This window comes from Nocardia donostiensis, from assembly GCF_002081715.1.
GTDB classification, from domain to species: domain Bacteria; phylum Actinomycetota; class Actinomycetes; order Mycobacteriales; family Mycobacteriaceae; genus Nocardia; species Nocardia donostiensis.
On record NZ_MUKP01000036.1, the window covers coordinates 18,003 to 42,032 of the forward strand.

The following is a 24,030-nucleotide window of genomic DNA, read 5'->3' on the forward strand; positions in this document are numbered from 1 at the left end:
TAGCGGTCAGCTGAAAGGCGTGCGCGGCGGTTCTTGTCGTTGGCCGTCGAGGTAGATGTCCACCTTCTCGTTGTAGAAGCAGGCGAGGCCCGCGATCTTCTGGCTTTCCGGGAGCGGGGTGCGGTAGATCCAGACGATATCCGGATGAAGGTTGCCGTTGATGCGTGCGTTCCAGTAGTCGGCGGTGCCCTTGTACGGGCAGTGGGTGTGGGTTTCCGACGGTTCGAGCAGATCGGTGCGGACGTCGGTGAGCGGCAGGTAATAGCGCGCGGGCAGTCCGGTTTCGAAGAGGATGCGCGGGGAGTGGGAGTCGGCGACGGACACGCCGTCGATCTCGACGCGGATGTGGCGTGAACTGGCGAGGATGTCGACCCGCGAATACGGGCTGCGCGGGTGAACGTAGACGGGTTCGTCTTCCTCGAACCATTCGTCCATCGCGTTCCAGTCCAGCCGCACCAGATCGTCGAGACCGGGAACAGGGGAGTCGTGGTAGCGCAGCGCGGCGCCACGCGCACTGTGTCCGTCGATGATCACGTCATATCCGGTGGCTTCACCCAGTTCCGCGGAGTGCCGGGTCGTGCCGTTGGGTTCGAGCTTGGCCCGCATATCGGCCAGGGGGACATAATAGGTCGGGTAGTAGGGGTTTTCCCATACCAGCTCGGGCCGTAATGTGTCGGCGACCAGCCGCCCGTCCAGATAGACCCGCACGCGCTTCGGACTGGTCTCGACCCGCACCCGCTCGTTTCCGGTCATACCGCCGAAGGTACTCCTAACCACGACCTACCGGGGCCGCGTAAAGCGGCGCACGCCGGGGCCGTGGCGGGAACCCCGGCGTGCGCCGGATGGTCGACTCCGTTGTCGACGGTCTGTGGTGGCGAACCCGGCCGAGGTAGTCGGCGGTTACGCCTTATGTGGTCAATCGCCGACGGTGATCGCTTCCGCTTCGTCCACGCTGTGCGGGGCGGGATCGTGGTCGTCGATATGAGCGAGTGCGGAGCGGCCGATGAGCAGGACGACGACGGCGAGGGCAGTACAGGTCGCGCCCAGCCAGAACGGTAGCGAGATGCTTTGCTCGCCGAGCTTACCCGCCAGGTATGGGGCGGCGGCGCCACCGGCGAAACGGACGAAACTGTAGGCGGCCGAGGCGGTGGAGCGTTCCACCGGCGCAGAGATCATCACGGCCTCGGTGATCAGGGTGTTGTTGATGCCGAGGAACAGGCCTGCGATCACCACACCGCCGATCAGTACCGCCTTGTGTTCGGCGAACAGCGCCATCACCGCCAGGTCGGCGGCGAACAGCCCGACCGCCAGCGCGATCATCGGCAGTGTGCCGAATCGGCGCTGCAACCGCGGCGCGACGAACACCGACGACACCGCGAGCAGGATGCCCCAGCCGCAGAAAATGAACCCGATCGCGTAGGTGCCCATATCCAGCGGAAACGGGGTGTAGGCGAGGAGGGTGAAGAAGCCGAAGTTGTACAACAGCGCGGTCACGCTCACCGTCAGCAGTCCCCGATGACGCAGCGCTTTGAACGGGGCGGCCAGCGAGGTGGGTTTCGCCGCTTTCGGCCCTTCCGGCAGCAGTACAACAATGCTGATGAACGCGACCGCCATCAGCACGGAGACCCCGAAGAACGGCCCGCGCCAGCTGATCCCGCCCAGTAGTCCGCCGACCAGCGGGCCGGTTGCGATACCGATCCCGAGCGCCGCCTCGTACAGGATGATGGCGCGGGCGACGCCGCCGCTGGCCGCGCCGACGATGGACGCCAGCGCGGTCGCGATGAACAGCGCGTTACCCAGGCCCCAGCCTGCGCGGAACCCGACGATCTGCGCGACCGTATCGGAAAGCCCGGCCAGCGCCGCGAAAACGATGATGATCGCCAGGCCCGCCAGTAGCGTCTTCTTCGCACCGAAACGGCTCGAAACCACACCTGTTATCAGCATCGCCACACCGGTGACCAGCATGTAGCTGGTGAACAGCAGCGATACCTGCGACGGCGACGCGTTCAGCTGTTCCCCGATCGGTTTCAGGATGGGATCGACCAAACCGATCCCCATGAACGCGATCACGCTGGCGAAGGCGACCGCCCACACGGCCTTCGGTTGTTTTGTGGGCGCACTGGGTGCGCCGACAGCCGCGCCAGGTGGCGCACTGGTAGTGGTGCTCATCGGTGTTACCTCATCGGATCATGCGACGACGCCGCTGTGCGCACGGCATCGAGCAGTTCGTTCAGATCAGTTGCCAGCCGGTTCAGCCTGTCGGTGTCGAAGCCGGGCAGCCGGTCGGCCAGCGCGGCGGCGAACGCCCCCCGCGACTCGGCGAGCCGCGCCCGCCCGATATCCGTCAGCGCTACGACTACGGCCCTGGAGTCGTTCGGGTCCTTGTTTCTGGTCGCGAATCCGTCCGCGACCAGACGCCCGATCAGTGCTGTTGCCGCCGGTTGCGAACATCGGTCGATCCGGGCGAACTCGCTGACTCGCAGCGGCCCGTGCTCTTCGAGCACGGCCAACGCCCGCACGACCGCCCGCGGCAGGTCATCCCCACTGATGATCCCGGCCAGCCGGGTGAGCCGTCCAGCGGTGACGAGCAGGTCGACGACGGTGGCGTCCGTGGTGGTCGCATGGTCCGGCTGCACCGAAATATTATTACATAAGCTAACTATGTATTACAAGACTCGTTCCCGGATCCGATCTGCAGCACCTGGAGGTTCCCGAAGTAGTTCCGGACCCGCGGCAGGCGCCGTGAGCAAGAGTCGAGATACTGTCCCGCGCCCGCTGAAACGCTCCGAATACGTCATCGCTTTCATCAGCCGCGACGCGATGAAAGGCTGGCCCGACCTGCTCGCGGTTGCGCGCAACGCCACCGTCGACGCGTGGGCGTTCTGACTACACAGCCGACGGCCGAGTCCGCGCGCCTCTATGCGCTGCGTGGCGGCCTGCGTTACGGCACATTCCAGGGCCGTACCTATGAATGGTTTCAATACAAGATCACTGATGGCGCCAGAATCTGGTACTTCGTGGAGCCTGCTGGAAAAGACGGCAAGAACGCGGGCAGGGTGTTGCTGGAACGCTGCATGCCAGGGCATCCGAAAGAAACCGAGTGAGGTGAGGGCACGCGACGGTCGGACAGCCCGGAATCGGACTGTCCGACCGGGGGCCGTTATGCGGGTTGCGGGATCGGACGCTTCGGGGCGCCGAACAACTGGCTGTCGCCGTGTGCGCGTTTGAAAAACAGGTGCGCGTCGTGTTCCCAGGTGATCGCGATACCGCCGTGGAGCTGAATGGTTTCGGCGGCGATCGTGCTGAAGGCGTGGGAGCAGTGCCTGCGGGCGACCCAGACGTCTTCTGCGACGGACGGGCTGTCCTCGGCCACCGCGATGGTGGCCGCGTAGGACACCGATTTCGCGGATTCGAGCAGGACGTACATATCCGCCATACGATGTTTGAGCGCCTGGAAGCTGCCGATCGGGCGGCCGAACTGGACGCGGGATTTAGTGTATTCGACAGTGCTTTCCAAGCAGTGTTCGGCCGCGCAGACCTGTTCGGCGGCGACCGCGGCCCACGCGATGCGGCGCAGGCGTTCGATCAGCGGGCCCGGTTCGGCGCTGCCTAGTTTGCGGCCCGCCATGCCGGTGAAGGTGATCTCGGTGAGCGCGCGGGTGGGATCCATGGTGGCCACGCGGCGGCGTTCGACACCGTCGGCGGTCGGATCGACTTCGAACAGCCCATCTTCGGTCACCACGATCAACGTGTCCGCAGTGGTGCCGTCGAGCACATAGTGCGCGGTACCGCTGAGGGTTGCGCCGTCGGCACGCACACCGAACGAATCCCAGCCGCTCGCTGCGGCCCAGCAGACCGCGAGGGTGCGGGTGCCCGCCGCCACCTCGGGCAGCAGCCGCTCACACGCGTCGCTATCCCCGGACAACAGCACCGCCTGCGCGCCGAGCACCGCCGAACCGAGCATCGGCACCCCGACCAGGGTGCGGCCGAGTTCACCCACCACCAGCAGTGATTCGACCAACCCCGCGCCGAAACCGCCGTATTCCTCCGGGATCGCCAGTGCCGCCACCCCGACCTGCTCACACAGCTGATTCCACAGAGCAGCGTCATACCCGAGGTCGGAGTCGATCACCTGCCGGATCCCCGCCCGCGCATCCCGCTTGGTGAGCAGCCCCCGCACCGCTGCAACCAGTTCCCGCTGTTCCTCGCTGATCATGCTTTCTCCCAAACTTCAACCAACGCGATCCGCGGAGCCGTCACCTCATAGGAGCACGAGGTGCTGCCAGCCATACTCGCCGCCTGGCGCCCGGTCCTCTTCGACGCACAATCGCGGGCGTTACAGCCGACACGGGTCAGTCGAGCCCGCACCGCCCGCCGCACGGACAGGCCCGTTCCCGGTGTTTTGCCGGTGCTCTGTATTGCCCGAGGTACCGCGATCGCCGGCGTTGCCACCGCGCGGGGCTGCGCTGCGCGTCGATGCGAGATGACCCGTGGGTACGATCCCGCGCGTTGCCGCCACGCTGTGTGCCGGCGTGCCCCCGTAGCGATCGCGCTCACTGGAGTGCCCCGACCGGTGTTTCCTGTCCGGCCGTCGCACGCAAGGCTTCCGCGATGCGGGCGCGGTGCAGATCGGTGGTGCCCCACGCGGTGCGCAGGGCGGTGACCCTGGTCAACCACAGCGACAAGTCGTATTCGGCGGTGTAGCCGATGGCGCCGTGTACCTGGAGTGCCGTTCGGGCGGCGAGGTGGGCGGCGTCGATGGCGGCGACGGCAGCGGCGGAGATGTCGCGGCTGCGGTTGGCGGTCGCGGTGGTCAAGGCGGCGCGGTGCAATAGCGGTTCGGCCAAGTCGAGGGCGATGAACACATCGGCGAGTTGCTGTTTCACCGCCTGGAATTCGCCGATCGGACGACCGAACTGCTTGCGCTGCTTGACGTATTCGGTCGACGAGTCGAGCAGTGCGCGTCCGGCGCCGAGCAGTTGTGCGGCATTGGCCAGCGCGGCGAAGTCGAACGCGGCGGCGACGGCCGCACCGACCTGCGGTCCTTCCGCAATCAGCTCGTCGGTTTCGATGGTGAACAGCCGGCGGGCCGGATCGACCGAGCGAACCAGTTCGCCGGTCTTGCCGGTGCTGAGCCGGGTGCCGTCAGTGACCAGTACCAAGCCGGCGATATCGGCGTCGAGCGCTACCGCACGGTGCCCCGGTCGCGCTACCGCGATGGTGCCCAGCGCCGCGCCTTCGGCGATACCGGGCAGCCAGCGCCCGGCTGGTTCGCTGTCGGGCAGCGCTTGGAGCAGCGCCGGGATGGCGGCCGCCGATTCCACCAGCGGGCCGGGGGCCGCCGCCCGTCCGAGTTCGACGAAGGCGACAACCAGGTCGAGCGGTTCCGCGCCGAGCCCGTCGTATTCCTCGGCGATATTCAAACCGAGCACGCCCGCACCGGCCAGGCCTTCGATGAGCTTGCGCCCGGCGGCGGGATCACCGGCACCCCACGCGCGTATCGCGGCGGGTGTGCGTCCGGAGTCGAGGAGTTTGCGGATACTGGCGCCGAAGTCGACGTGCTCCGGGCTGAGCGCGAACCTCATCGGCCGCCCCCTCTCGGTAGGCCGAGTAGCCGCTCGGCGATGATATTGCGTTGAATTTCGTTGGTGCCTGCATAGATCGGGCCGGACAGCGAGAACAGGTAGCCGTCGGTCCAATTGCTTTCCTGCTCGGCGGTGTCACCGAGCAGCCCGAGCGCGGTTTCGTGCATGGCGATATCGAGTTCGGACCAGAACACCTTGGTGATCGAGGATTCCGCGCCCAGTTTTCCGCCTTCGGCCAGGCGGGTGACCGTGCCGAAGGTGTGCAGCCGGTAGGCCTCGCTGCCGATCCACGCGTCCACCACGGCGTTACGTGCGGCGGGGCCGGTGTCTTCGCCCGACGCCCACAGGTCGATCAGCCGGTCGGCGGTCGCGCTGAACCGGCCGGGGCTGCGCAGCGAGAGCCCGCGTTCGTTGCTGGAGGTGCTCATCGCCACCTTCCAGCCCGCATTGGGTTCGCCGATCACATCGTGGTCGGGAACGAACACTTCGTCGAGGAAGATCTCGGCGAAACCGGGTTCCCCGTCGAGCTGCGGGATCGGCCGCACGGTGACGCCTTCGGCGGTGAGCGGGAACATCACGTACGTGAGCCCACGGTGCCGTTCGGCTTCCGGGTCGCTGCGGAACAGTCCGAACGCCCAATCCGCGAAGGCCGCCCGCGAACTCCACGTCTTCTGGCCGCTCAGCAGCCAGCCGCCGTCGGTGCGTTTGGCGGTGGAGCGGATACCGGCGAGATCGCTGCCCGCTTCCGGTTCCGACCATGCTTGTGCCCAGATATCGTCGGCGCGAGCCATCCGCGGCATGATCCGCGCCAGCTGTTCGGGTGTGCCGTGTTCGAACAGGGTCGGCGCGAGCAGGAAGATCCCGTTCTGGCTGACCCGGCCGGGCGCCCCTGCCGCGTAGTACTCCTGCTCGAACAGCACCCATTCCAGCAGCGACGCGTCCCGCCCGCCGAACTCCGCAGGCCACGACACCACCGACAGCCGCGCTTCGGCGAGTGTGCGCTCCCATTCCCGGTGCGCAGCGAACCCTTCCGCGGTGTCCATCGACGGCAGGGGTTGCGCAGGTTTGTTGGCGGCGAGGAATTCGCGCACCTCCCGCTGGAATTCCCGGGTTTTGTCGTCCAGGTCCAGATCCATCTATTTTGTCCCGTTCTTTCCGGGCTCCGCCGAACCGGCCTGAGCTTTCATGGTTTTCGCGTTCATCCCACCCAGGGAGTCCGCGCCGACCTCGGCGTTGTGCGCATGCGCGAAATGGTGCAGGCCGAAGACCGAGTCCATACCCGAACGCATGCCCATCAGGTCTTCGGCCTGGTTGACCGCCTTCTTGGTGAGCGCGAGCCCGAACTGTGGCATATCGGCGATCTTTTCGGCGAGCGCCATCGTCTCGTCGGCGAGCTGTTCCCGCGGCACGACCCGGTTGACCATGCCCCATTCCTTGGCCTGGGCGGCGTCGAATCGGTCGCCGGTGAACAGGAACTCCTTGGCCGCGCGCGGCCCGATCATCCACGGATGCGCGAAATATTCGACACCCGGAATTCCCATCCGCACCACCGGGTCGGAGAAGAAGGCGTCCTCGGAGGCAACGATCAGATCGCAGACCCACGCCAGCATCAGACCGCCCGCGATACATGCGCCCTGAACCATCGCGATAGTGGGTTTCGGAATCTCCCGCCAGCGGCGGCACATCCCCAGATACACCTCGGTCTCGCGCGCGAACCGCTGATCGCCGCCGACCCGGTCCACATGATCCCACCACAGGGTGGCTTTGTTCTGATACCGCACGTGATGGTCGCGTCCGGGGGTGCCCAGGTCGTGGCCAGCACTGAAATGTTTCCCGTTGCCCGCCAGCACGATCACCTTGACCTCGGGGTCCTCGACCGCACGCTCGAAGGCGGCGTCGAGTGCGTAGGTCATCACCGAGTTCTGCGCATTGCGGTAGTCGGGGCGGTTCATGGTGACGACCGCGATCGCGCCGCGGCGCTCATAGGTCACCACGTCTGGTTCATAGGGCACCCCGGCCTCTGCTGTCGCATTCGGGTCGGCTGGATTGTCCCGGCTGTCCGGCATTACGCATTCTCCTCACGTAGTCGACGTTTGAGCACCTTCCCTGCGGCGCTGTAGGGCAGCTGGTCGCGGAACTCGATGAAGCGCGGCACTTTGAAATTGGCCAGCACACTGGTGGCGTAGGCCAGTACCTGGTCCTCGGTGAGCTTCGCGCCTGCCTTGGGCACCACATACGCCTTGCCGACTTCGCCCATCCTGGTATCGGGTACCCCGATCACCGCGGATTCGGCGACCCCGTCCAGCCGGGCCAGTGCCTGTTCGACCTCGGCGGGATAGACGTTGAATCCGCCGCTGATGTACATGTCCTTGAGCCGGTCGGTGATCTTCAGATACCCGCGCTCGTCGACGCTGCCCATATCGCCGGTGTGCAGCCAGCCGTCGGCGTCGACGGTTTCGGCGGTGCTCTGCGGGTCGTCCAGGTAGCCGAGCATCACGTTCGGGCCGCGCAACAGCACCTCGCCCTCATCGCTGATCCGCAGTTCGAAACCGGCTATGGGGCGGCCGCAGGTGCCCGCGATGGTTTCCGCGTCGTCGTCGGGCCGGCACATGGTGCCGAAACCGGACGCCTCCGACAGACCGTATGCGGTGACGACCACATCGAAATCCAGTTCCGAACGCATCCGCTCGATCAGCACCACCGGCACCGTCGCGGCGCCGGTGACCGCCACCCGCAGGCTGCTCAGATCGAACCCGGAGCGGTCGGGGAAGTCGAGGATCGTCTGATAGATGGTGGGTGGGCCGGGCAGGACGGTGATCCGTTCCTCCTGCACCAGCCGCATCGTCTCCGGCACATCGAACACCGCCTGCGGCACGATCGTCGCACCGGCGATCAGACAGGCGAGGATGCCTGCCTTGTAGCCGAAGGTGTGGAAGAACGGGTTGACGATCAGATAGCGGTCGCTGCTGGTCAGCGTCGCGCAGTCGATCCAGGCCCGCACCACCGACAGCGACTGCCGGTGCGCGATCAGGACACCTTTGCTGCGGCCGGTGGTGCCGGAGGTGAACAGGATGTCGCAGATGTCGTCGCCGGAGACGGCTTCGGCTCGCTGCCTGGCCTGTTCGTGGGTGACCGCTTCGGCGAGGCCGGGCAGCTCCGACCAGTCGAATACCGGGTCGCCGGTGGCGGCCGCGCTGGTCTCGGATTCCACCGGGACGACCACGATGGTGGCGATGTCCAGGCCCGGTGCGGCTTCGCGGAGTTCGGCGAGGCGGTCGCGGCGCAGGAACGGACCCGCGATGAACAGGGCTTTGGCGTCGACGCGGCGCAGCACGTCGGCGACCTCATCGGCGACGTAGCGGGTGTTGAGCGGAACCAGCGCGGCGCCGCAATAGTGCGTGGCCAGTGCGGCGACCACCCAGTGATGGGTATTGGGCGACCAGATGGCCACCCGGTCACCTGCCTGCACGCCGCGCGCGATAAGTGCCCTTGCCACGTCCTGCACGGTTTCCAGCAGCTGGAGCCAGCTCAGCCGGATCGGACCGTCGGCGAGTGCGGGTGCGTCGCCGAAGGTGTGCGCGGCATCGTGCAATGCCATCGGGGTGGTCTGCGCTGGGGGTGTCACGGTGTGTCCTCGCCGTCGTGCGGTCACGGGTCGATCCGCAGGCTTACAAAGCAAGTGCTTGGTAGGTTATCCTACCGACGTGGCTGCTATCCAGACCTCAGAATCCGACACCGGCCCGGACGCCGGGCGGCTTTCGGCCATATCCAGCGCAGGCAGCGTCGCGGCACTGAGCGAGGCGGAGTTCGCCGCGCAGGTGCGCGAATGGCTGGCCGAGAATCTGAACGGTGAATTCCGGGACCTGCGCGGGCTCGGTGGCCCGGGGCGCGAACACGAGGCGTTCGACGAGCGCTTGGCCTGGGATCGGCATCTGGCGGCCGCGGGATGGACCTGCCTCGGCTGGCCGGTCGAATACGGTGGGCGAGCGGCGAGTGTGCGTCAGCAGATCATCTTCCATGAGGAATACGCCAAGGCGAACGCGCCGGCGCGGGTTTCGCATGTGGGCGAAGAACTGCTCGGGCCCACCGTGCTGGCCTTCGGCACCCAGGAACAGAAGGAACGGTTCCTGCCCGGTATCCGCAACGTCACCGAACTCTGGTGCCAGGGCTATTCCGAGCCCGGCGCCGGCTCCGACCTGGCCGCCATCACCACCTCCGCCCGCCGCGACGGCGATGAATGGTCGATCAACGGCCAGAAGATCTGGACCTCCCTCGCCCATGTCGCCGACTGGTGCTTCGTCGTCGCCCGCACCGAACGTGGCTCGAGCAGACATAAGGGCCTGTCCTATCTGCTGGTGCCTATGCGCCAGCCCGGTATCGAGGTGCGCCCGATCGTGCAGCTCACCGGCACCGCCGAATTCAACGAGGTGTTCTTCGACGACGCCCGCACCGAAGCGGGCCTCGTCGTCGGCGACCCCGGCGACGGCTGGCGGATCGCGATGGGCACGCTCACCTTCGAACGCGGTATCTCCACTCTCGGCCAGCAGATCCGGTTCGCCCGCGAACTGGCCGGAGTGGAAGAACTCGCCCGCCGCACGGGAGCCATCGACGACCCGCTGCTCGCCGACCGCATCGACGAGGCCTGGATCGGGTTGCGCGTGCTGCGCGCCCACGCCATCCGCACCATGGAAGGCACCGGCGCCGACGACGGCGGCCAGGCCTCGGTGGCGAAACTGCTGTGGGCGAACTGGCATCGCGACCTCGGCGATCTCGCCATGGCGGTGCGCGGGGCGACCGGACTCGTCGCCGAAGACGGCGACCTCGACGAATGGCAGCGGCTGTATCTGTTCACCCGCGCCGACACCATCTACGGAGGTTCGAACGAAGTGCAGCGCAACATCATCTCCGAGCGTGTGCTCGGCTTGCCGCGTGAGGCTCGGCCGTGAGCGCCGGGCACGGAGGAGGCAGCTTGCGTAACCACGGAGTGCCCCGCGAAGGCCGCGAAGACACGGCCGTGAGCGCCGGGCCGCTGTCGGTGGCGCCCGCGCAGATTCCCGGCCATGGCCTGCTGACGGGGCGCACCGCCGTCGTCACAGCTGCGGCAGGTACCGGAATCGGCTCCGCGACCGCGCGTAGGCTGCTTGCCGAAGGCGCCGAGGTGGTTGTCTCGGACTGGCACGAACGACGTCTCGAGGAAACCCGCGCCGAGCTGACCAGCGAATTCCCCGATCGCAAAGTCGCGGCCATCGCCTGTGACGTATGCAGCACCGAACAGGTGGACGAACTGGTTCGCGGCGCGGCGGCCGCGCTGGGCAAGGTCGACATTTTCGTCAACAATGCCGGCCTCGGCGGCGAGACCCCGGTCGTCGATATGACCGACGAACAGTGGAACCGCGTCCTCGACGTCACCCTCAACGGCACCTTCCGCTGTACCCGCGCCGCGCTCAACTATTTCCGCGAGGCGCAGCACGGCGGCGTTATCGTCAACAACGCCAGCGTGCTCGGCTGGCGCGCCCAGTACGGCCAAGCCCACTACGCCGCCGCCAAGGCAGGTGTGATGGCGTTGACCCGGTGCAGCGCCGTCGAGGCCGCGGAACTGGGGGTGCGCATCAACGCGGTCGCGCCCAGCATTGCCAGGCACGCCTTCTTGGACAAGGTGAGTTCCACCGAACTGCTCGACCGGTTGTCCGAGGGGGAAGCGTTCGGCCGGGCCGCCGAACCGTGGGAGGTTGCGGCCACCATCGCCATGCTGGCCAGCGACTACACCACCTATTTGACCGGCGAGGTTGTGTCGATCAGCAGCCAGCGCGCCTGAGCTGAGCAACCTCGGTAGAAAAGCCGGGTTTACGTCGGCGCCGGTGTGCCATCCTGAGAGTAGGCGGGGTCCCACTCCCCTAAGGGGTGATGGCCGATGGGGCTGGAGCACCGGCAAGACGACGAACAATTCGAGTTGGAGCTGGTTCGCGAGGTCGTATTGTCCCGGCGGCGGCAGGACAGCATGGTGCTGGCGGCGCTGGCGTTCGGCGCGGAACTGCTCGGAATTTCCAGTGAACAAGCGATCGCGGCGCAGGCCGTGCGCATACTCGGCAGGCATGCGGTCGAGGAAAGCGATATCGCCCGCGATCCGCGCGGCGCGTTGCGCGCCGACCTGCAGCACGACCGGGAACGGATGCGCCGCATCGGCCACAGCCGCGACCATGCGGCCGCGGAAGCCGACGAACGCCGCACCCGCCAACTCGAACTGCTCTTCGAGGTGCGCTCCGATCTGCTCGATCTGGTGCGGCGCTGCCGCGAATACCGGTTCGACCGGCTCACCTTCGCCGATCAGATCGCCAAGGGTCTGTGCGCCGCCGCGGACAAACTCGTCAGCGGTGCGGATATGGACACCTTCCGGGCCTGGCAGCGCGGGATGGTCCTCGGGTTGACCGAGGTACCGCGCCCATCAGGTCCGCCCCGGGTGCTGGCGACGGTGGACGCGGGTCCGGGTCGTGACCCGTTGACCGTCGAATGGGATTCCTGCGAACGCCGCCTCGCCCTGGTTACCCGGATGATGCGGGCCGGTGTTTCTCCGGTGCTTATCTGCGAGAGATTGCTGGCGGATCTGTCCACCGCGTCACCCTTGCGTTATTCGCGGCGATGAGCCGTTCTCGGTCCACCATTGAACCAAGCAAATGCTTGGTTGTATCATGGCCGGGTGCCCGCACCAGATCCCTCGAAATCAGCACGGCGTAACGAACTGCTCGCCTTGGCAGCCGAACTGTTCGCCGAGCGGGGACTGCGCGCCACCACCGTGCGCGATATCGCCGATGCGGCCGGAATCCTGTCCGGAAGTCTCTACCATCATTTCGACTCCAAGGAGTCGATGGTCGACGAAATCCTGCGCAGCTTCCTGGACGAACTGTTCGCCAGATACCGCGAGATCGCCGCAGCCGGCTCGAGCTCCCGCGCCACTTTGGAAGAAGTGGTCCGCGCCTCCTACGAGGCGTTCGACCGTTCGCATGCGGCGGTCGCGATCTACCAGGCCGAATCCAAACGGCTACGCGGCTCCGAACGGTTCGCCTACATCGACGACTACAACCAGGAATTCCGCGAGCTCTTGCGGCAGGTACTGACCAACGGTATCCGCGACGGCAGCTTCCGCCCGGAGCTCGATATCGACATGGCGTACCGGTTCCTGCGCGACACTGTCTGGGTGGCGGTGCGGTGGTATCAGCCAGGAGGCGGCCAGATCACCGTGGACACCCTCGCCAAGCAATACCTCACCATCGTGCTCGATGGGCTGACCGTGCCCGGCCACACCACGTAGGAGAACTTTCATGGCTTCATCCGCTGCGTCCCGTCGCCCTTACGCCCCGCTGCGCGAGGCATATGTCGTCGACGCCGTGCGCACCCCGGTCGGCAAGCGCGGCGGCGCGCTCGCGGACGTACATCCGGCAGACCTCGGTGCGGCCGCACTGCGCGGCCTGCTCGACCGGCAGCCGATCGACCCGGCGCAGGTGGACGACGTCATCGTCGGCTGTGTCGACAACATCGGTCCGCAGGCGGGCAATATCGGCCGCACCGCCTGGCTGACAGCCGGTTACCCGGAGGAAGTTCCCGGCGTCACCGTGGACCGGCAGTGCGGTTCCAGCCAGCAGGCGATCAACTTCGGCGCCCAAGCCATCATGAGCGGCACCGCCGAAGTGATCGTGGCAGGCGGTGTGCAGAACATGAGCGCCATCCCGATCTCCGCGGCCATGCTCGCAGGTAAGGAATACGGTTTCGATTCCCCGTTCGTCGGGGCGCAAGGCTGGGATCACCGCTACGGAACCGGCGAGGTCTCCCAGTTCAAGGGCGCGCAACTGATCGCCGAAAAGTGGGGCATCAGCCGCGAGGACATGGAGCGCTGGGCGCTGCGCAGCCACGAACGCGCCCGCAACGCGATCAAAGAAGGCCGCTTCGACAACGAGATCGTCCCGGTCGGCGATTTCTGGATCGACCAGGGCCCGCGCGAAACCACCCTGGAGAAGATGGCCGGGCTCAAACCGCTCGCCGAAGGCAGCCCGCTGACCGCCGCCGTCGCTTCCCAGATCTCCGACGGCGCCAGCGCCACCCTGCTCGCCTCCGACTGGGCTGTCCAGGAATACGGTCTGAAACCACGCGCTCGCATCATCCACGTCAGCGCCCGCGGCGCCGACCCCATCTACATGCTCACCGCCCCCATCCCCGCCACCAAGTGGGCGCTGGACAAGGCCGGACTGACCATCGACGATATCGACGTCATCGAAATCAACGAAGCCTTCGCCTCCGTGGTCCTGGCCTGGTTGAAGGAAACCGGCGCCGACCCCGACCGCGTCAACGTCAACGGCGGCGCCATCGCTCTCGGCCACCCCCTCGGCGCCACCGGCGCGAAACTGTTCGCCACCCTGCTCAACGAACTCGAACGCATCAACGGCCGCTACGGCCTGCTCACCATCTGCGAGGGCGGCGGCACCGCCAACGCCACCATCATCGAACGCCTCAGCTGATACCGAATGGTGCAGAAGGCCCCTCTGTATCGGAGGGGCCTTCGCCTATGTAGTCGGACGGGGCACAGTGGCCGAGTCGGTCAGGGCTCTAGCACGTAGCGACCGCGCGTCCCGCCTTTGGCCACGGCCCGGTGGGCGTCAGCTGCCTGGGTCAACGGCATGACAGCATGAACTCGAGTCGGCAACCGGCCGGACGCGGCGTGGGCGAGCAGCTGCCCCAATCGAGGACCATCCGACTGCGTCACCAGGACGTTCACCGTGATCCCTCGCTCGGCCGCGGGCACTATATTGGGCCGGACGCTGACGAAGGCTCCGCCGTCGCGAACCGGAGTCAAGCCCCACACCTGCTGCGATGTGGTGTCGACGACCGCGTCCCAGCCCGGTTCGGCCTCCATGGCGAAGTCGGCGCCGAGACCGCGGACGAACTGCTCGTCCGCGGCTCGGGCCAGACCGGTCACCTGCCAGCCGCGGTCGGGTGCGAGAGTGGCCACGTTGGCCCCGATCGCACCCGCTGCACCGGTCACCAGCAGACGGTTGCCGTCGGCGGGCGCGTCGCCGAGCAGATCGACGATCTGTGCCGCACCCAAGCCGCTGAGCGGCACTGTCGATGCCGCGACCAGATCGAGCTCGTCGGGCACTACGGCGACGTCGGCGGCGGGCACGACGAGCTGTTCGGCATAGGTACCGAAGTCGCGGTCGAAACCGAGGACGACACCGGCCACCCGAGTGCCGACAGTCAGGTCCACGCCCGGACCGGCGGCGAGCACGGTACCGGCGAAGTCCCAGCCCAGGCCGGTGCGCTCAGGCTGGTTGATCATGCCGAGCTCATGGAAGAAGCCGCCAACGACTCCGAGGTCGGTGGGGTTGACCGGCGCGGCCGCGACCGCGACACGGACCTCGCCGGGGCCTGGCTCGGCGAGGGGGATATCGATGATCTCGATCGAGTCGGGTCCGCTCGGTGTGCGGACGACGGCGGCCCGGAAGGTGGGTGTGCTCATGTTTCGCTCCTCCATCAGTTCGGTTCTGATGGGCTAGAGACTGCTCCCGGCGTTTTGGAAGGTACTTGGAGCCGAACCGGAACGCTGGAAGCGGCGAGCTGAGGCACCCGACGCCGAACTTGTTTCAGCGTTGCCGCGGGGGCGAAACATGGACGCCCACAGCGCGATCGGCGTGTGTCCGGGCGTCGGCGGACCAATGGGGGGCGTTCCACTGGTCGGCGATGACGGCGGCCCGGGCGAAGTGGGCGGCGGCCTCGTCGCCGCGGCCGAGGAACAGGGCGAGTTCGCCGAGCGTGTGGGCGACCGGGCGCAGGGCCAGCGACACGCTCTCCGCGCCCGCCGGGGGACCATCACGGTGCGGAAGCAGGTTCGCGTAGATCTGCTCGGCAGCGTCGCGGTCGTTCGAGGCGACGGCCGCCATCGCTCGCAGGCTGGTCAGGAAGGTGAAGAAGAAGTCGGGCCGGATCGGGCTCGGTGGGGTGCGGGCCCGGTGTGCCTCGTCGCCGCGGCCTGCGGCGTGGAGGGCGAGCGTGAGCAGGTCGGTGACCATCGGGCCGAGCGCCTGGTGGAAAGCGCGCACGTCGTCCACGTGGTCGCCGAGCGTGCCGTCGTTGATCCAGATCGCTGCCAGCGCGAGGCGGAGGAAGCCGGCGGCGTGCACCGATCCGGCGCGTTCCATGCGTTCGGTGGCCTCGACGTAGAGGCGCTCGGCGGCGGCGAACCGTCCCTCGATGAGCACCAGCGTCGCCAGCGCGATCTCGGCGGCGCCGATCGCTTCCGGCATCCGGTAGGCGCGGGCGAGATCGAGCGCCTCCCCGGTCACGCGGCGCATGGTCGCCGGGTCGTTGGCCGTGGCGGCGTTCGCGGCCTGGTTGAGCAGCCCTGTCATGCGGTAGACGGGCAGGTCGTGTTCGACGCCGATCTCCACCAGCTCACGGGAGTACTCCTCCCGCCCGGACTCGCGTGCGAGGACCAGCAGCGCCGCGGCCCGGAAGTGGGGCGAGGTGGTGAGGTCGAGCGCTTCCCGCGCGGCCGCCATGACCGTCGGATCGTCCTCGCCCATCAGCTCATGGGCATACGCGATGAGGAGGTGGGACCGCACGTCGGGGGCGAGATCGGTCCGCTCGAGCAGACGGTTGAGGCGGTCGACGATGGGGTGGTCGACCGTGCCGTAGGTGCGGGCCTGCCAGGGGGTGGGTTCGGTCCAGGCGGTGAACGCGGCGATCATCAGGTCCTCGCGCCTGATCGACTCGGCGTACTCCACGGCCTGCTCGCGCGTGTGCCTGGCCGCGGCGAATGCCCCGGCTCTGACCTGCGCGCGCAGCAGCCTGCCGAGCAGGCCGACGCGCTCGTCCGGGTCGCTGGAGTTGGTGACGGCGTCGGTGAGCAGCGCGGCCGCCACGTCGTGGGCATAGCGCGCCTCGGCCAGCTCGGCGGCCCGCACGCAGTAGCCGACGGCCTTCGGCGATCCCGCTCGCGCATAGTGGTGGGCGAGTGCCGCGACGTCGCCGGAGCCCTCCAGGGCCGCGGCGATTCGCGCGTGCATCCTGGTGATCCGCACCCGGCTGACATCGGTCATCAACGTGTCCCTGACCAGCGTGTGAACGAACCGAACACGCCCGGGCCCCGGCTCGTCGAGCAATCCGGCAATGACGCCCGCGTCCAGCGCGTCCAGCACGCCGTCCTCGTCGGTGTCAGCGGCCCGCATGAGCACCTCCACCAAGCTTTCCCTGCCCGCCACCGCCGCCAGCCGCAGGACGGACACTCCGCTCTCTGGCAGCCTTGCGAACCGGCGCCGCAGCACGTCCCGTACGCCTTCGGGGACCTCGGAGAGCGCGATCAACGCACCCTCGCCGTTGAGCAGCCGCGCGGTCTCCCGCACATAGAACGGATTGCCGCCGGTCCGCTCGGCGATCCCGGTCACGGTCGAGTCGTCGGCCTCGCACTCGGCGCGTACGAGCTCCGCGACGGCGTCACGGTCGAGTCCGGGCAGGTCAAGTCGGAGGGGCGCGGTGCGGGCGAGTGCCGCGAGTGTTGCGGTGAGGCGCTCGCTCTCTTCCGCGCGGTACGCCGCGACGATCAGGATCGGGGCCCGCGTGTCGACGCCGCCGCCGAGCAGTTCCAGCGTGGCGGCGTCCGCCCCGTGCAGGTCGTCCAGAACGACGGCGACCGGACGGTCGGCGGCGGTCGCCGCGAGCCAGGACCACACGGCTTGCCGCAGCCGGAAACGTCCGGCCGCCGCGTCACCGTTCACCGTCACGGAGTCCGAGAGCAGCGGTGACAGGTCGTCGGCGAACTCCCCCGGCGGAACGCTCTCGGCGACCGTCCGCAGGACCTCGACCCATGCCCATGCGGGTGGCGCGCTGTCCACATCGGGACAGCGCCCGGCGGCCACAAGCCACCCCTGCTGTCCGAGCCGCGCACCGAGCTGCTCGAGCAGCATCGATTTGCCGAGCCCCGCCTCCCCGGTGACGAGCGCGACGCGCACCCCATCACGAACGGCCTCCTCGGCAGCTGCCACCATCGCCGCCAGCTCACTCTCCCGGCCCACGAACGTTGTCGTGCCAGGCTTTTCGGTTGGAGGTGGCGGCGCGGTTGCCTCGGCTCGGGGTATGTCCGCTGGGGGCGGGGGGACGGCCGCGCGGAGGACGTCCGTGCGTTGGGTGAGGATCGCCTCTTCCAGAGCCATCAGGTCCGGTCCGGGGTCCAAGCCCAGTTCGTCGGCGAAGGTGGCGCGGGCGTGGCGGAGCGCGGCCAGGGAGTCGGCCTGACGGCCGCTGCTCCACAGCGCGAGGGCGTGCAGGCGCCAGCCTTCCTCGCGCAGGGGATGGTCGCGGGTAAGGCTCTCCGTATCGGGCACCACCGTCGCGGGGTGGCCGAGCCGCAGCCCCGCCGCGATGTGCAGTTCGCGGGCGACCAGGCGTAGCTCGTCGAGCCGGGCGGTCTCGGCGACGACCCACGGCTCATCGGCGACCTCGGCGAACGCGGGCCCCCGCCACAGCGCCAGCGCCTCGGCCAGCCGGCCGCGAGCGTCACGCGGATCGGCGAGCGTGCGGGCCTCGTCGAGCAGCTCCTCGAAACGCCATGCGTCCACCGCTCCCCGCGGCAGCCGCAATGCGTAGCCGGGCGACGCGCTCACCAGCATGCGAGCCGGCGCCCGTGGCGGGCGGCCAGGTTCCAGCAGGCGGCGCAGGTTGGATACGTACGCCTGCAACGACGCCAGGGCACGCGACGGCGGTTCGCCGCGCCACAGGTCCTCGACCATCCGGTCGACCGGCACAACCTGTCCGCGCGCGGCCACCAGCAGAGCCAGCACGCCGCGCTGCCGCGGTCCACCGAGGGGAAGGGCTTCGCCGCCTGCCTCGGCCGCGAACGAGCCCAATACCCGGATGAAGACCATGACGTGGCAATCGTACGCGCGTGGCTGCGTCCGAACGTTCCAAGTCGGTTCCCAGTCCCTTCCAAACCCTCGGGAGCAGTCTCTAGCCAACCGAAACCGTTGAAGGGCAGGAACAATGAGCGTCAATACCCAGGACATGAAAATCGTCCACCGCGCCTTCCGCCGCGAGTCCCGGCTGCTGATCGAGCTCGTCGCAGCGGTCACCCCAGGTGACACGGCGCGCGCCAAGGTGATCGCCGACCACTTCCGCGACTACCGGCTGGGGCTGAAGAACCACCACGAGGGCGAGGACGAGCTGCTGTGGCCACCGCTGCTCTCCCGGGCCGATCCGGGGACGGACGTCATCCTGCGCATGCAGGCCCAACATGAGCGCGTCGAAGCCACGTTGGCCAGGCTGGACGCCGCGGTCCCTGCGTGGGAGACCACGGCCGGAGCCGACGAACGCGACACCCTCGTAGCGATTCTCGTCGATCACCGGGCGGTTCTGCTCGAACACCTCGACGACGAAGAGGACACTCTGCTCCCTCTCGCGGCCGAGTACATCACCGAAAAAGAATGGGCTTCCCCGGGCGAACACATGGTGGCCAACACACCCAAGTTCACCCTGCTCACGCTCCTCGGCCTCGTCCTGGAGGAGGCCAACCAGGTGGAACGCGCCACCCTCCTCGGCGCCCTCCCCGCACCGGTACGCGTCATCTGGCACGTCATCGGTCGCCCCCGCTACACCCGCCACATCCGCCGCGTCCGCGCGGCCTGACCCTGCCCACCCGCACGAGGTCGACGACGAGATCGTCACGCCCATCACCCCGGCGCAGTATCCGCTGAAACACCTATCGAACAAAGGAATTCATTATGCAGTCAATCATCGGCAGCTCCCTTGCCGCTGTCATCGCCATCGCAATCGTCTTCATGGGCACGAGTTTCTTCTGGGCGCCGCAGGGTGCGGTCGGCTTCGGTATCCCGAACACCCCCATCCAGGACCCTGCCTTCCGCGCCTGGCTGCGCGTCAAGGGGGTCCGTGACATGAACTGCGGGGTGTGCATTTTCATCCTGCTCGCCGTCGGCACACCCGCGCTGCTCGGCGGGCTCATGCTCGCCCTCACTCTCATCCCGATCGGGGACGCGGCGATCGTGCTCCGCAGCAAGGGCCCCAAGTCGGCTGCCTACGGCGTACACGCCGCCACCGCAGCCGTGGTACTGACGGCCGCAACGCTACTGCTGACCGCCTGAACCCCTGGTCACACCACTATTCGCGAACAGGAACAGAACCAGATCATGAGGATCTATCAGCTCAGGAGATACACACTATCGACGGCAGATGCGCTGGAACGGTATCGGAATATCCACTATCCCCGGCATCTGATGAACTTCCCAAAATTCGGCATCGGCCTACACGGTCTGTGGACCGACAACTCCGATGCGCCGAGACTGTATGCACTGCTGTCGTTCCCTGCGGGCGCCGACCCAGCCGACATCACCGAGCAGTATCTGGCCAGCCCAGAACTACGCTCCGATATGGAGGGTTTCGACATGACCACCATCATCGAGGTGACCGCCACCCACCTCACCCCAGCTCCCGGATCACCACTGCTGTAGGCGCACCGCCGTGCGCCACGCCGCGATCAGGACTCCGTCACCGCCGGTCTCACGCCGCCCTGGAGCAGCAGACCGGTCGGCAGCGCACGGGCACGTGTCTGCTGGGCTCGTTGGCAGACCAGGATTCGGCGGTGCCCTACGGGTCGGTCCTTGGTTGCCCTTCGAGGTCTCCTGGCAACCTACGATCCACAGGGTTTGGCCTATTCCTCGTACTCGAGTGGTACTGTTCAAAGTGCCCGAGACAAGTAGTCGAGGGAAGTGGTTCGTGTAGGAGGTCTCCGGAGCGTAAGTACCCCTCGTGGGCAGCTCCACTGGTGGTTTCCAGCCTTGCGCGCCCATCATACGTAGAAGGCCCCTCCTATCGGAGGGGTCTTCGCGTATTTCATAGCATGATGGCCTCGATACGGTGAGCAATCTTGCTACGTATGGTTCCTCCGCGGCCCCATGCTCACGCGTGAACGTCCGGAAGCCAGAGCAACGGCTCGGTTGGTCGATCGTGGAGGTAGTCGAACGGGGCACAGGGACCCAGAGTATCCCGAATGACCAGCCTGTCTTCACGGTCTTGGTTGCACGATTCGATCACCACACGCCTAACGGGTGAGATAGCCAGGTCGCGTGCCGCAGCGCCCAGCGTGAGGTTCCGAGCTGCACGCTCGGAGAGCTTCCGCGACTTGACGATATACAGGCGGCTTTCCACATCCAACTTCGAGACCTCGGTCACGATCTTCGCCGCAGCCTTCCCTGCAGACTTCATGTGGATCCGGCTGCTTCCCTTGGGGCAGAGGTCCCTCATCTGCTTTCGTAGCGGGTCGACGTCAGTGGGCAGGATCGTCACTGCGCAAAGGATGTAATCACCCCGCTTCGACTCGTCAATGTAGGCGTGCATGGCTCGCCCCATAGTGATTGCCAGGGGCGATCATGTCAGATCCCATCTGCCGAGGATCCGCAGACGATATCGCGGATCTGGACGAGCTTTTCTTGGGCATCCGACGAGGCCACGGAACGCAACGTCGCGTCCCCACGTTCACTGGGGCTCAGGACAGCGCTCACCACATCGGCAATGGGAGTGCCCAGCAGGTAGAGGCGGACCTCATCGTCCTGATTGGGTGGCAGATCTGGGGGAAGGTGACCGATTCCGTGCGAAGCCAGGGCTCGACTGATGGCCGAGCGGACGTGGATGCCCAGTCGACCCGCCGCCTGGATTCCCTTCAAGGTCTCCATCGTCGTTGTGTACACGCTGGCGTCCTCGACCGCTGACCGCAACTCGCTATAACTGCGCATGATTTGTTCCTAGTGATTAATTAAGTTCCCCAAGAAAACCTACGATACCGACCCGGAGCGGGGTTGGGAAGGCAGCCTTGTTCGTTGACCGCCGCCCGGGTCACGCTCGAGCCTGACGTGACTGCATAACCCAGTGGCGATAGGGCGAGTCCTGGCAGAGCACCATCGCTTGGCCGGCCTGAGCCGGAGAGCAAAGGCCGCCGCGGTTACCTGATCGAGCGGCCTTCATGTCCTGGGGGATGTTTGGTCAGGCAGTAGTGCCAACGCTGGAGAAAGCCCTGTGTGCGAAGGCTTTCCATGCAATCGGTGGCGAGGATAGAGACGGTGATGGAGACCTCGTCGGGCTCACCGGCGCCCGCTCCGGTCCGCCCGAGTCGACATTCACAACGCTCATGTTCAGGTAATACCTGGTTTCCGTGGACTACGGAAACCGCCTATTTACCGAACGCTGAGGTGGTGCCGAGACGCTTATCCGGGACCCACAGGCATGGCAGTGGAGCCTGTAGATGACAGCTGAGGGAGGTCCTTCGGTCGGACTGGCGAAGCAAAAAGGCCGCCTCCGATTCCTGGAACCGGAGGCGGCCTTTGGGTACCGAAGGGGTGTCCGGTCAGTCAGCGGTGCCGGAAGACGGTCCGGTCCGCTGGGGTAGCGCGGCGATTGTGTCGATTCGCGCTATTGCGTCCTCGACGATGCGGTCGATGAGGTCTTTGCAGGTGGGGAGGTCGTCGAGGATGCCGGTGACCTGGCCTGCGGCGAGGACGCCTGCTTGGGTGTTGCCTTCGACGAGGCCGGCGCGTAGCAGCATGGGGGTGTTGGCGGCCATGATGACCTGGGACCAGGTGAGGTCTTTGGTTTTGCGCATGGCGAGTCCGTCGCGGATCATGGTGGACCATTTCATGCCGGTCATGCTCTTGAAGCGCATAGCGTTGCCGACGGCGGCGGTGAGGCCGCGTACTCGGCCCGAATGTTCCAGGCGTTGCACGAGTTCGGTGTTGAGGACTCGGTGCGGCATACCGTCGACCTTGGTGGAGACGACGGTGTCCTGGAGGTGGCGGCGCAGGTATTCCTGTTTGACCGCTTCGGGGACGCTGCTTTCCTGGGTGAGCAGGAAGCGGGTGCCCATCGCGATACCGGCTGCGCCGTAGGCGAGGGCGGCGGCGAGGCCGCGGCCGTCGAAGAAACCGCCCGCGGCGACCACGGGGATGTCGACGGCGTCGAGCACCGAGGGCAGCAGCAGGGTGGTGGCGACGGGGCCGGTGTGGCCGCCGCCTTCACCGCCCTGCACGATCACCGCGTCCGCGCCCCAGGAGGCGACCTTCACCGCGTGTTTGGCCGCGCCGATCGACGGGATCACCACGACACCGTGGTCTTTCAGCTTCGCGATCAGGTCTTTTTTCGGCGCGAGCGCGAACGATGCGACGGCGACTTTCTCCCGGATGAGCAGATCGATGCGTTCGCCGGCGTCGGAGGCGTCGGCGCGGATGTTCACGCCGAACGGTTTGTTCGTCTGCGCCTTGGTTTTCGCGATCGCAGCCTCGAGCTCGTCGAATGTCATGGTCGCCGAGGCGAGGATGCCCAAACCGCCCGCTTCGGAGGTAGCCGAAACCAGGCTGGGACCGGCGACCCAGCCCATACCGGTCTGCACGACCGGATGCTCGATGCCGACCAGTTCGGTCAAGGGGGTGCGCAACCGCGCCTGCCCCGGACGCGCATCAGATGCGTCGGTCGTCGCGGAAGCGGTCTCGCGGGGGTCATTCGTGTTCTGCTGGTCGGCGTCAACGGCGGCGCGGTATTGCTCTGGGCGTTGTGCGCTCATTCGTGCGCCATCCCTTCTCGGTTCCGGTGTGTGCCCGGCCCAGTTCGCAAGCCACTCACGCGGGCACTTCCTTGTTGCGGACCTGCTTGGGGTCCAGCACTTCGCGGATCAAACGCAGTTCTTCCTCGGTCGGCAGGCGGGTTTCGCCCGCTTCGGCGAGTCCGGCGATCTCGAACGAGGTGTTGTCGGCGACCTCGTCGGCCGTGACACCGGGGTGCAGGCTGCGGGCGCGCATGGTGTGGCCGGGGCCGCCGAAATCGAAGACGCCGAGGTTGGTCACCACGCGGTGGATATCGAGGAACCGGAAGGCCGGGTTGTCCGGGTCGACTTTGTCGTAGCCGACGCCGGAGACGATATCGACCTTGTCGCAGAACACCCGCTTGCTGTGTTTGGCCACCCAATAGCTGGTCGGATGGTTGATGGTGTTGCCGGGCGCGCCGCGCACCCCGAACATCTGCCGCGTCGGCTGATGCAACGGACCGAACGCAGACAGGTTCTGGTTGCCGTACCTGTCGATCTGGTTCGCGCCCATCACCACATGGCGACGGCCCGAAGCCACTACATCGAACACCTTCCGGAACGGAATCCAGCCCTCGATCGGCGACTTACCGCCCAGGGGTGGGGTTTCGGCGAGCAGCAGCGCTTCACCGTCGGACAGCAGCAGGTCCGGTTCGGTGGTCAGTCGCGCCAGCCGGGCGCCCAGCTGCGCCATGGGCGTCATCGGCGAGGCCACGATTTCGCCCGCACCGCTGAAGATCTCGGCACACGCGACCGCGCACACCTCGGCCCGCGTAATCGTCTCCGTGCTGGTCATTGGCCCTCCTTGTGATCCGATACACCGAGCGG

24 protein-coding genes are annotated in these 24,030 nt (G+C 67.0%); 10 read left to right on the forward strand and 14 right to left on the reverse strand.

What is annotated here, in order from left to right; all coding sequences use genetic code 11:
- Nucleotides 1–6: 6 nt before the first annotated feature.
- The 3 genes from B0T44_RS20150 to B0T44_RS20160 form a co-directional block, all read right to left on the reverse strand.
- On the reverse strand, nucleotides 7–753 hold the full coding sequence (locus B0T44_RS20150) for a DUF427 domain-containing protein (protein WP_077115599.1): 747 nt from the start codon (nucleotides 751–753) through the stop codon (nucleotides 7–9).
- A gap of 162 nt (nucleotides 754–915) precedes the next feature.
- Entirely contained in the window at nucleotides 916–2,169 is a 1,254-nt protein-coding gene (locus B0T44_RS20155; protein WP_077115600.1) for an MFS transporter, read from the reverse strand.
- Nucleotides 2,170–2,174: 5 nt separating this feature from the next.
- Entirely contained in the window at nucleotides 2,175–2,636 is a 462-nt protein-coding gene (locus B0T44_RS20160) for a MarR family winged helix-turn-helix transcriptional regulator (protein ID WP_077115601.1), read from the reverse strand.
- A gap of 106 nt (nucleotides 2,637–2,742) precedes the next feature.
- Between B0T44_RS20160 and B0T44_RS27625 the strand changes: the two genes are divergently transcribed.
- Together B0T44_RS27625 and B0T44_RS20165 are read left to right on the forward strand one after the other, a co-directional pair.
- Nucleotides 2,743–2,886 (forward strand): hypothetical protein, encoded by a 144-nt coding sequence (locus B0T44_RS27625; RefSeq protein WP_217697458.1) that lies wholly within the window; start codon nucleotides 2,743–2,745, stop codon nucleotides 2,884–2,886.
- Nucleotides 2,874–3,104: a hypothetical protein gene (locus B0T44_RS20165; RefSeq protein ID WP_217697459.1), complete on the forward strand. Its 231-nt coding sequence runs from the start codon at nucleotides 2,874–2,876 to the stop codon at nucleotides 3,102–3,104. Before B0T44_RS27625 ends, B0T44_RS20165 begins: the two co-directional genes overlap by 13 nt.
- Nucleotides 3,105–3,160: 56 nt before the next feature.
- On the opposite strand, the gene B0T44_RS20170 is transcribed toward B0T44_RS20165, so the two are convergent.
- The 5 genes from B0T44_RS20170 to B0T44_RS20190 form a co-directional block, all read right to left on the reverse strand.
- Nucleotides 3,161–4,216, reverse strand: coding sequence for an acyl-CoA dehydrogenase family protein (locus B0T44_RS20170; RefSeq protein WP_077115602.1), 1,056 nt, complete (start codon nucleotides 4,214–4,216; stop codon nucleotides 3,161–3,163).
- Between the two features lie 337 nt (nucleotides 4,217–4,553).
- Nucleotides 4,554–5,585, reverse strand: coding sequence for an acyl-CoA dehydrogenase family protein (locus B0T44_RS20175; protein WP_077115603.1), 1,032 nt, complete (start codon nucleotides 5,583–5,585; stop codon nucleotides 4,554–4,556).
- The gene (locus B0T44_RS20180; RefSeq protein WP_077115604.1) at nucleotides 5,582–6,721 is read right to left on the reverse strand and encodes an acyl-CoA dehydrogenase family protein; all 1,140 of its coding nucleotides are present in this window, start codon (nucleotides 6,719–6,721) and stop codon (nucleotides 5,582–5,584) included. Before B0T44_RS20180 ends, B0T44_RS20175 begins: the two co-directional genes overlap by 4 nt.
- Complete coding sequence (locus B0T44_RS20185; RefSeq protein WP_077115605.1) at nucleotides 6,722–7,651, reverse strand: enoyl-CoA hydratase; 930 nt, start codon at nucleotides 7,649–7,651, stop codon at nucleotides 6,722–6,724.
- Nucleotides 7,651–9,210: a FadD3 family acyl-CoA ligase gene (locus tag B0T44_RS20190; protein WP_303047259.1), complete on the reverse strand. Its 1,560-nt coding sequence runs from the start codon at nucleotides 9,208–9,210 to the stop codon at nucleotides 7,651–7,653. Before B0T44_RS20190 ends, B0T44_RS20185 begins: the two co-directional genes overlap by 1 nt.
- 139 nt (nucleotides 9,211–9,349) lie before the next feature.
- Here B0T44_RS20190 and B0T44_RS20195 point away from each other — a divergent pair, with 139 nt between their 5' ends.
- The 5 genes from B0T44_RS20195 to B0T44_RS20215 all read left to right on the forward strand — a co-directional run bounded on the left by B0T44_RS20195 (nucleotide 9,350) and on the right by B0T44_RS20215 (nucleotide 14,092).
- Nucleotides 9,350–10,531, forward strand: a complete 1,182-nt coding sequence (locus B0T44_RS20195) for an acyl-CoA dehydrogenase family protein (RefSeq protein ID WP_077115711.1) — start codon at nucleotides 9,350–9,352, stop codon at nucleotides 10,529–10,531.
- Between the two features lie 68 nt (nucleotides 10,532–10,599).
- Nucleotides 10,600–11,400, forward strand: a complete 801-nt coding sequence (locus tag B0T44_RS20200; protein WP_077115712.1) for an SDR family oxidoreductase — start codon at nucleotides 10,600–10,602, stop codon at nucleotides 11,398–11,400.
- Nucleotides 11,401–11,496: 96 nt separating this feature from the next.
- Nucleotides 11,497–12,225 carry a hypothetical protein gene (locus B0T44_RS20205; protein WP_077115606.1) on the forward strand — a complete coding sequence of 243 codons (729 nt, stop codon included), beginning with the start codon at nucleotides 11,497–11,499 and terminating at the stop codon, nucleotides 12,223–12,225.
- A 54-nt stretch (nucleotides 12,226–12,279) separates the two neighbouring features.
- Complete coding sequence (locus B0T44_RS20210; RefSeq protein ID WP_077115607.1) at nucleotides 12,280–12,891, forward strand: TetR/AcrR family transcriptional regulator; 612 nt, start codon at nucleotides 12,280–12,282, stop codon at nucleotides 12,889–12,891.
- A gap of 49 nt (nucleotides 12,892–12,940) precedes the next feature.
- Nucleotides 12,941–14,092, forward strand: coding sequence for an acetyl-CoA C-acetyltransferase (locus tag B0T44_RS20215; protein ID WP_077115713.1), 1,152 nt, complete (start codon nucleotides 12,941–12,943; stop codon nucleotides 14,090–14,092).
- Between the two features lie 80 nt (nucleotides 14,093–14,172).
- On the opposite strand, the gene B0T44_RS20220 is transcribed toward B0T44_RS20215, so the two are convergent.
- Entirely contained in the window at nucleotides 14,173–15,090 is a 918-nt protein-coding gene (locus tag B0T44_RS20220; protein ID WP_077115608.1) for a zinc-binding dehydrogenase, read from the reverse strand.
- Between the two features lie 124 nt (nucleotides 15,091–15,214).
- Nucleotides 15,215–18,490 (reverse strand): ATP-binding protein, encoded by a 3,276-nt coding sequence (locus tag B0T44_RS20225; protein WP_077115609.1) that lies wholly within the window; start codon nucleotides 18,488–18,490, stop codon nucleotides 15,215–15,217.
- A gap of 115 nt (nucleotides 18,491–18,605) precedes the next feature.
- Between B0T44_RS20225 and B0T44_RS20230 the strand changes: the two genes are divergently transcribed.
- The 3 genes from B0T44_RS20230 (at nucleotide 18,606) to B0T44_RS20240 (ending at nucleotide 20,086) form a co-directional block, all read left to right on the forward strand.
- On the forward strand, nucleotides 18,606–19,247 hold the full coding sequence (locus B0T44_RS20230) for a hemerythrin domain-containing protein (protein WP_077115610.1): 642 nt from the start codon (nucleotides 18,606–18,608) through the stop codon (nucleotides 19,245–19,247).
- A gap of 95 nt (nucleotides 19,248–19,342) precedes the next feature.
- Entirely contained in the window at nucleotides 19,343–19,720 is a 378-nt protein-coding gene (locus B0T44_RS20235) for a DUF4267 domain-containing protein (protein ID WP_077115611.1), read from the forward strand.
- Nucleotides 19,721–19,852: 132 nt separating this feature from the next.
- Nucleotides 19,853–20,086 carry an NIPSNAP domain-containing protein gene (locus tag B0T44_RS20240; RefSeq protein WP_254854160.1) on the forward strand — a complete coding sequence of 78 codons (234 nt, stop codon included), beginning with the start codon at nucleotides 19,853–19,855 and terminating at the stop codon, nucleotides 20,084–20,086.
- Nucleotides 20,087–20,534: 448 nt separating this feature from the next.
- Here B0T44_RS20240 and B0T44_RS20245 read toward each other — a convergent pair whose 3' ends face one another.
- The 4 genes from B0T44_RS20245 to B0T44_RS20260 form a co-directional block, all read right to left on the reverse strand.
- Nucleotides 20,535–20,972 (reverse strand): hypothetical protein, encoded by a 438-nt coding sequence (locus B0T44_RS20245; protein WP_254854161.1) that lies wholly within the window; start codon nucleotides 20,970–20,972, stop codon nucleotides 20,535–20,537.
- A gap of 35 nt (nucleotides 20,973–21,007) precedes the next feature.
- Entirely contained in the window at nucleotides 21,008–21,367 is a 360-nt protein-coding gene (locus B0T44_RS20250) for a hypothetical protein (protein ID WP_077115612.1), read from the reverse strand.
- Between the two features lie 608 nt (nucleotides 21,368–21,975).
- Entirely contained in the window at nucleotides 21,976–23,184 is a 1,209-nt protein-coding gene (locus B0T44_RS20255) for an NAD(P)H-dependent flavin oxidoreductase (protein ID WP_081512398.1), read from the reverse strand.
- Between the two features lie 55 nt (nucleotides 23,185–23,239).
- Nucleotides 23,240–23,998, reverse strand: a complete 759-nt coding sequence (locus tag B0T44_RS20260) for a CoA-transferase subunit beta (protein WP_077115613.1) — start codon at nucleotides 23,996–23,998, stop codon at nucleotides 23,240–23,242.
- Nucleotides 23,999–24,030 lie beyond the last annotated feature (32 nt).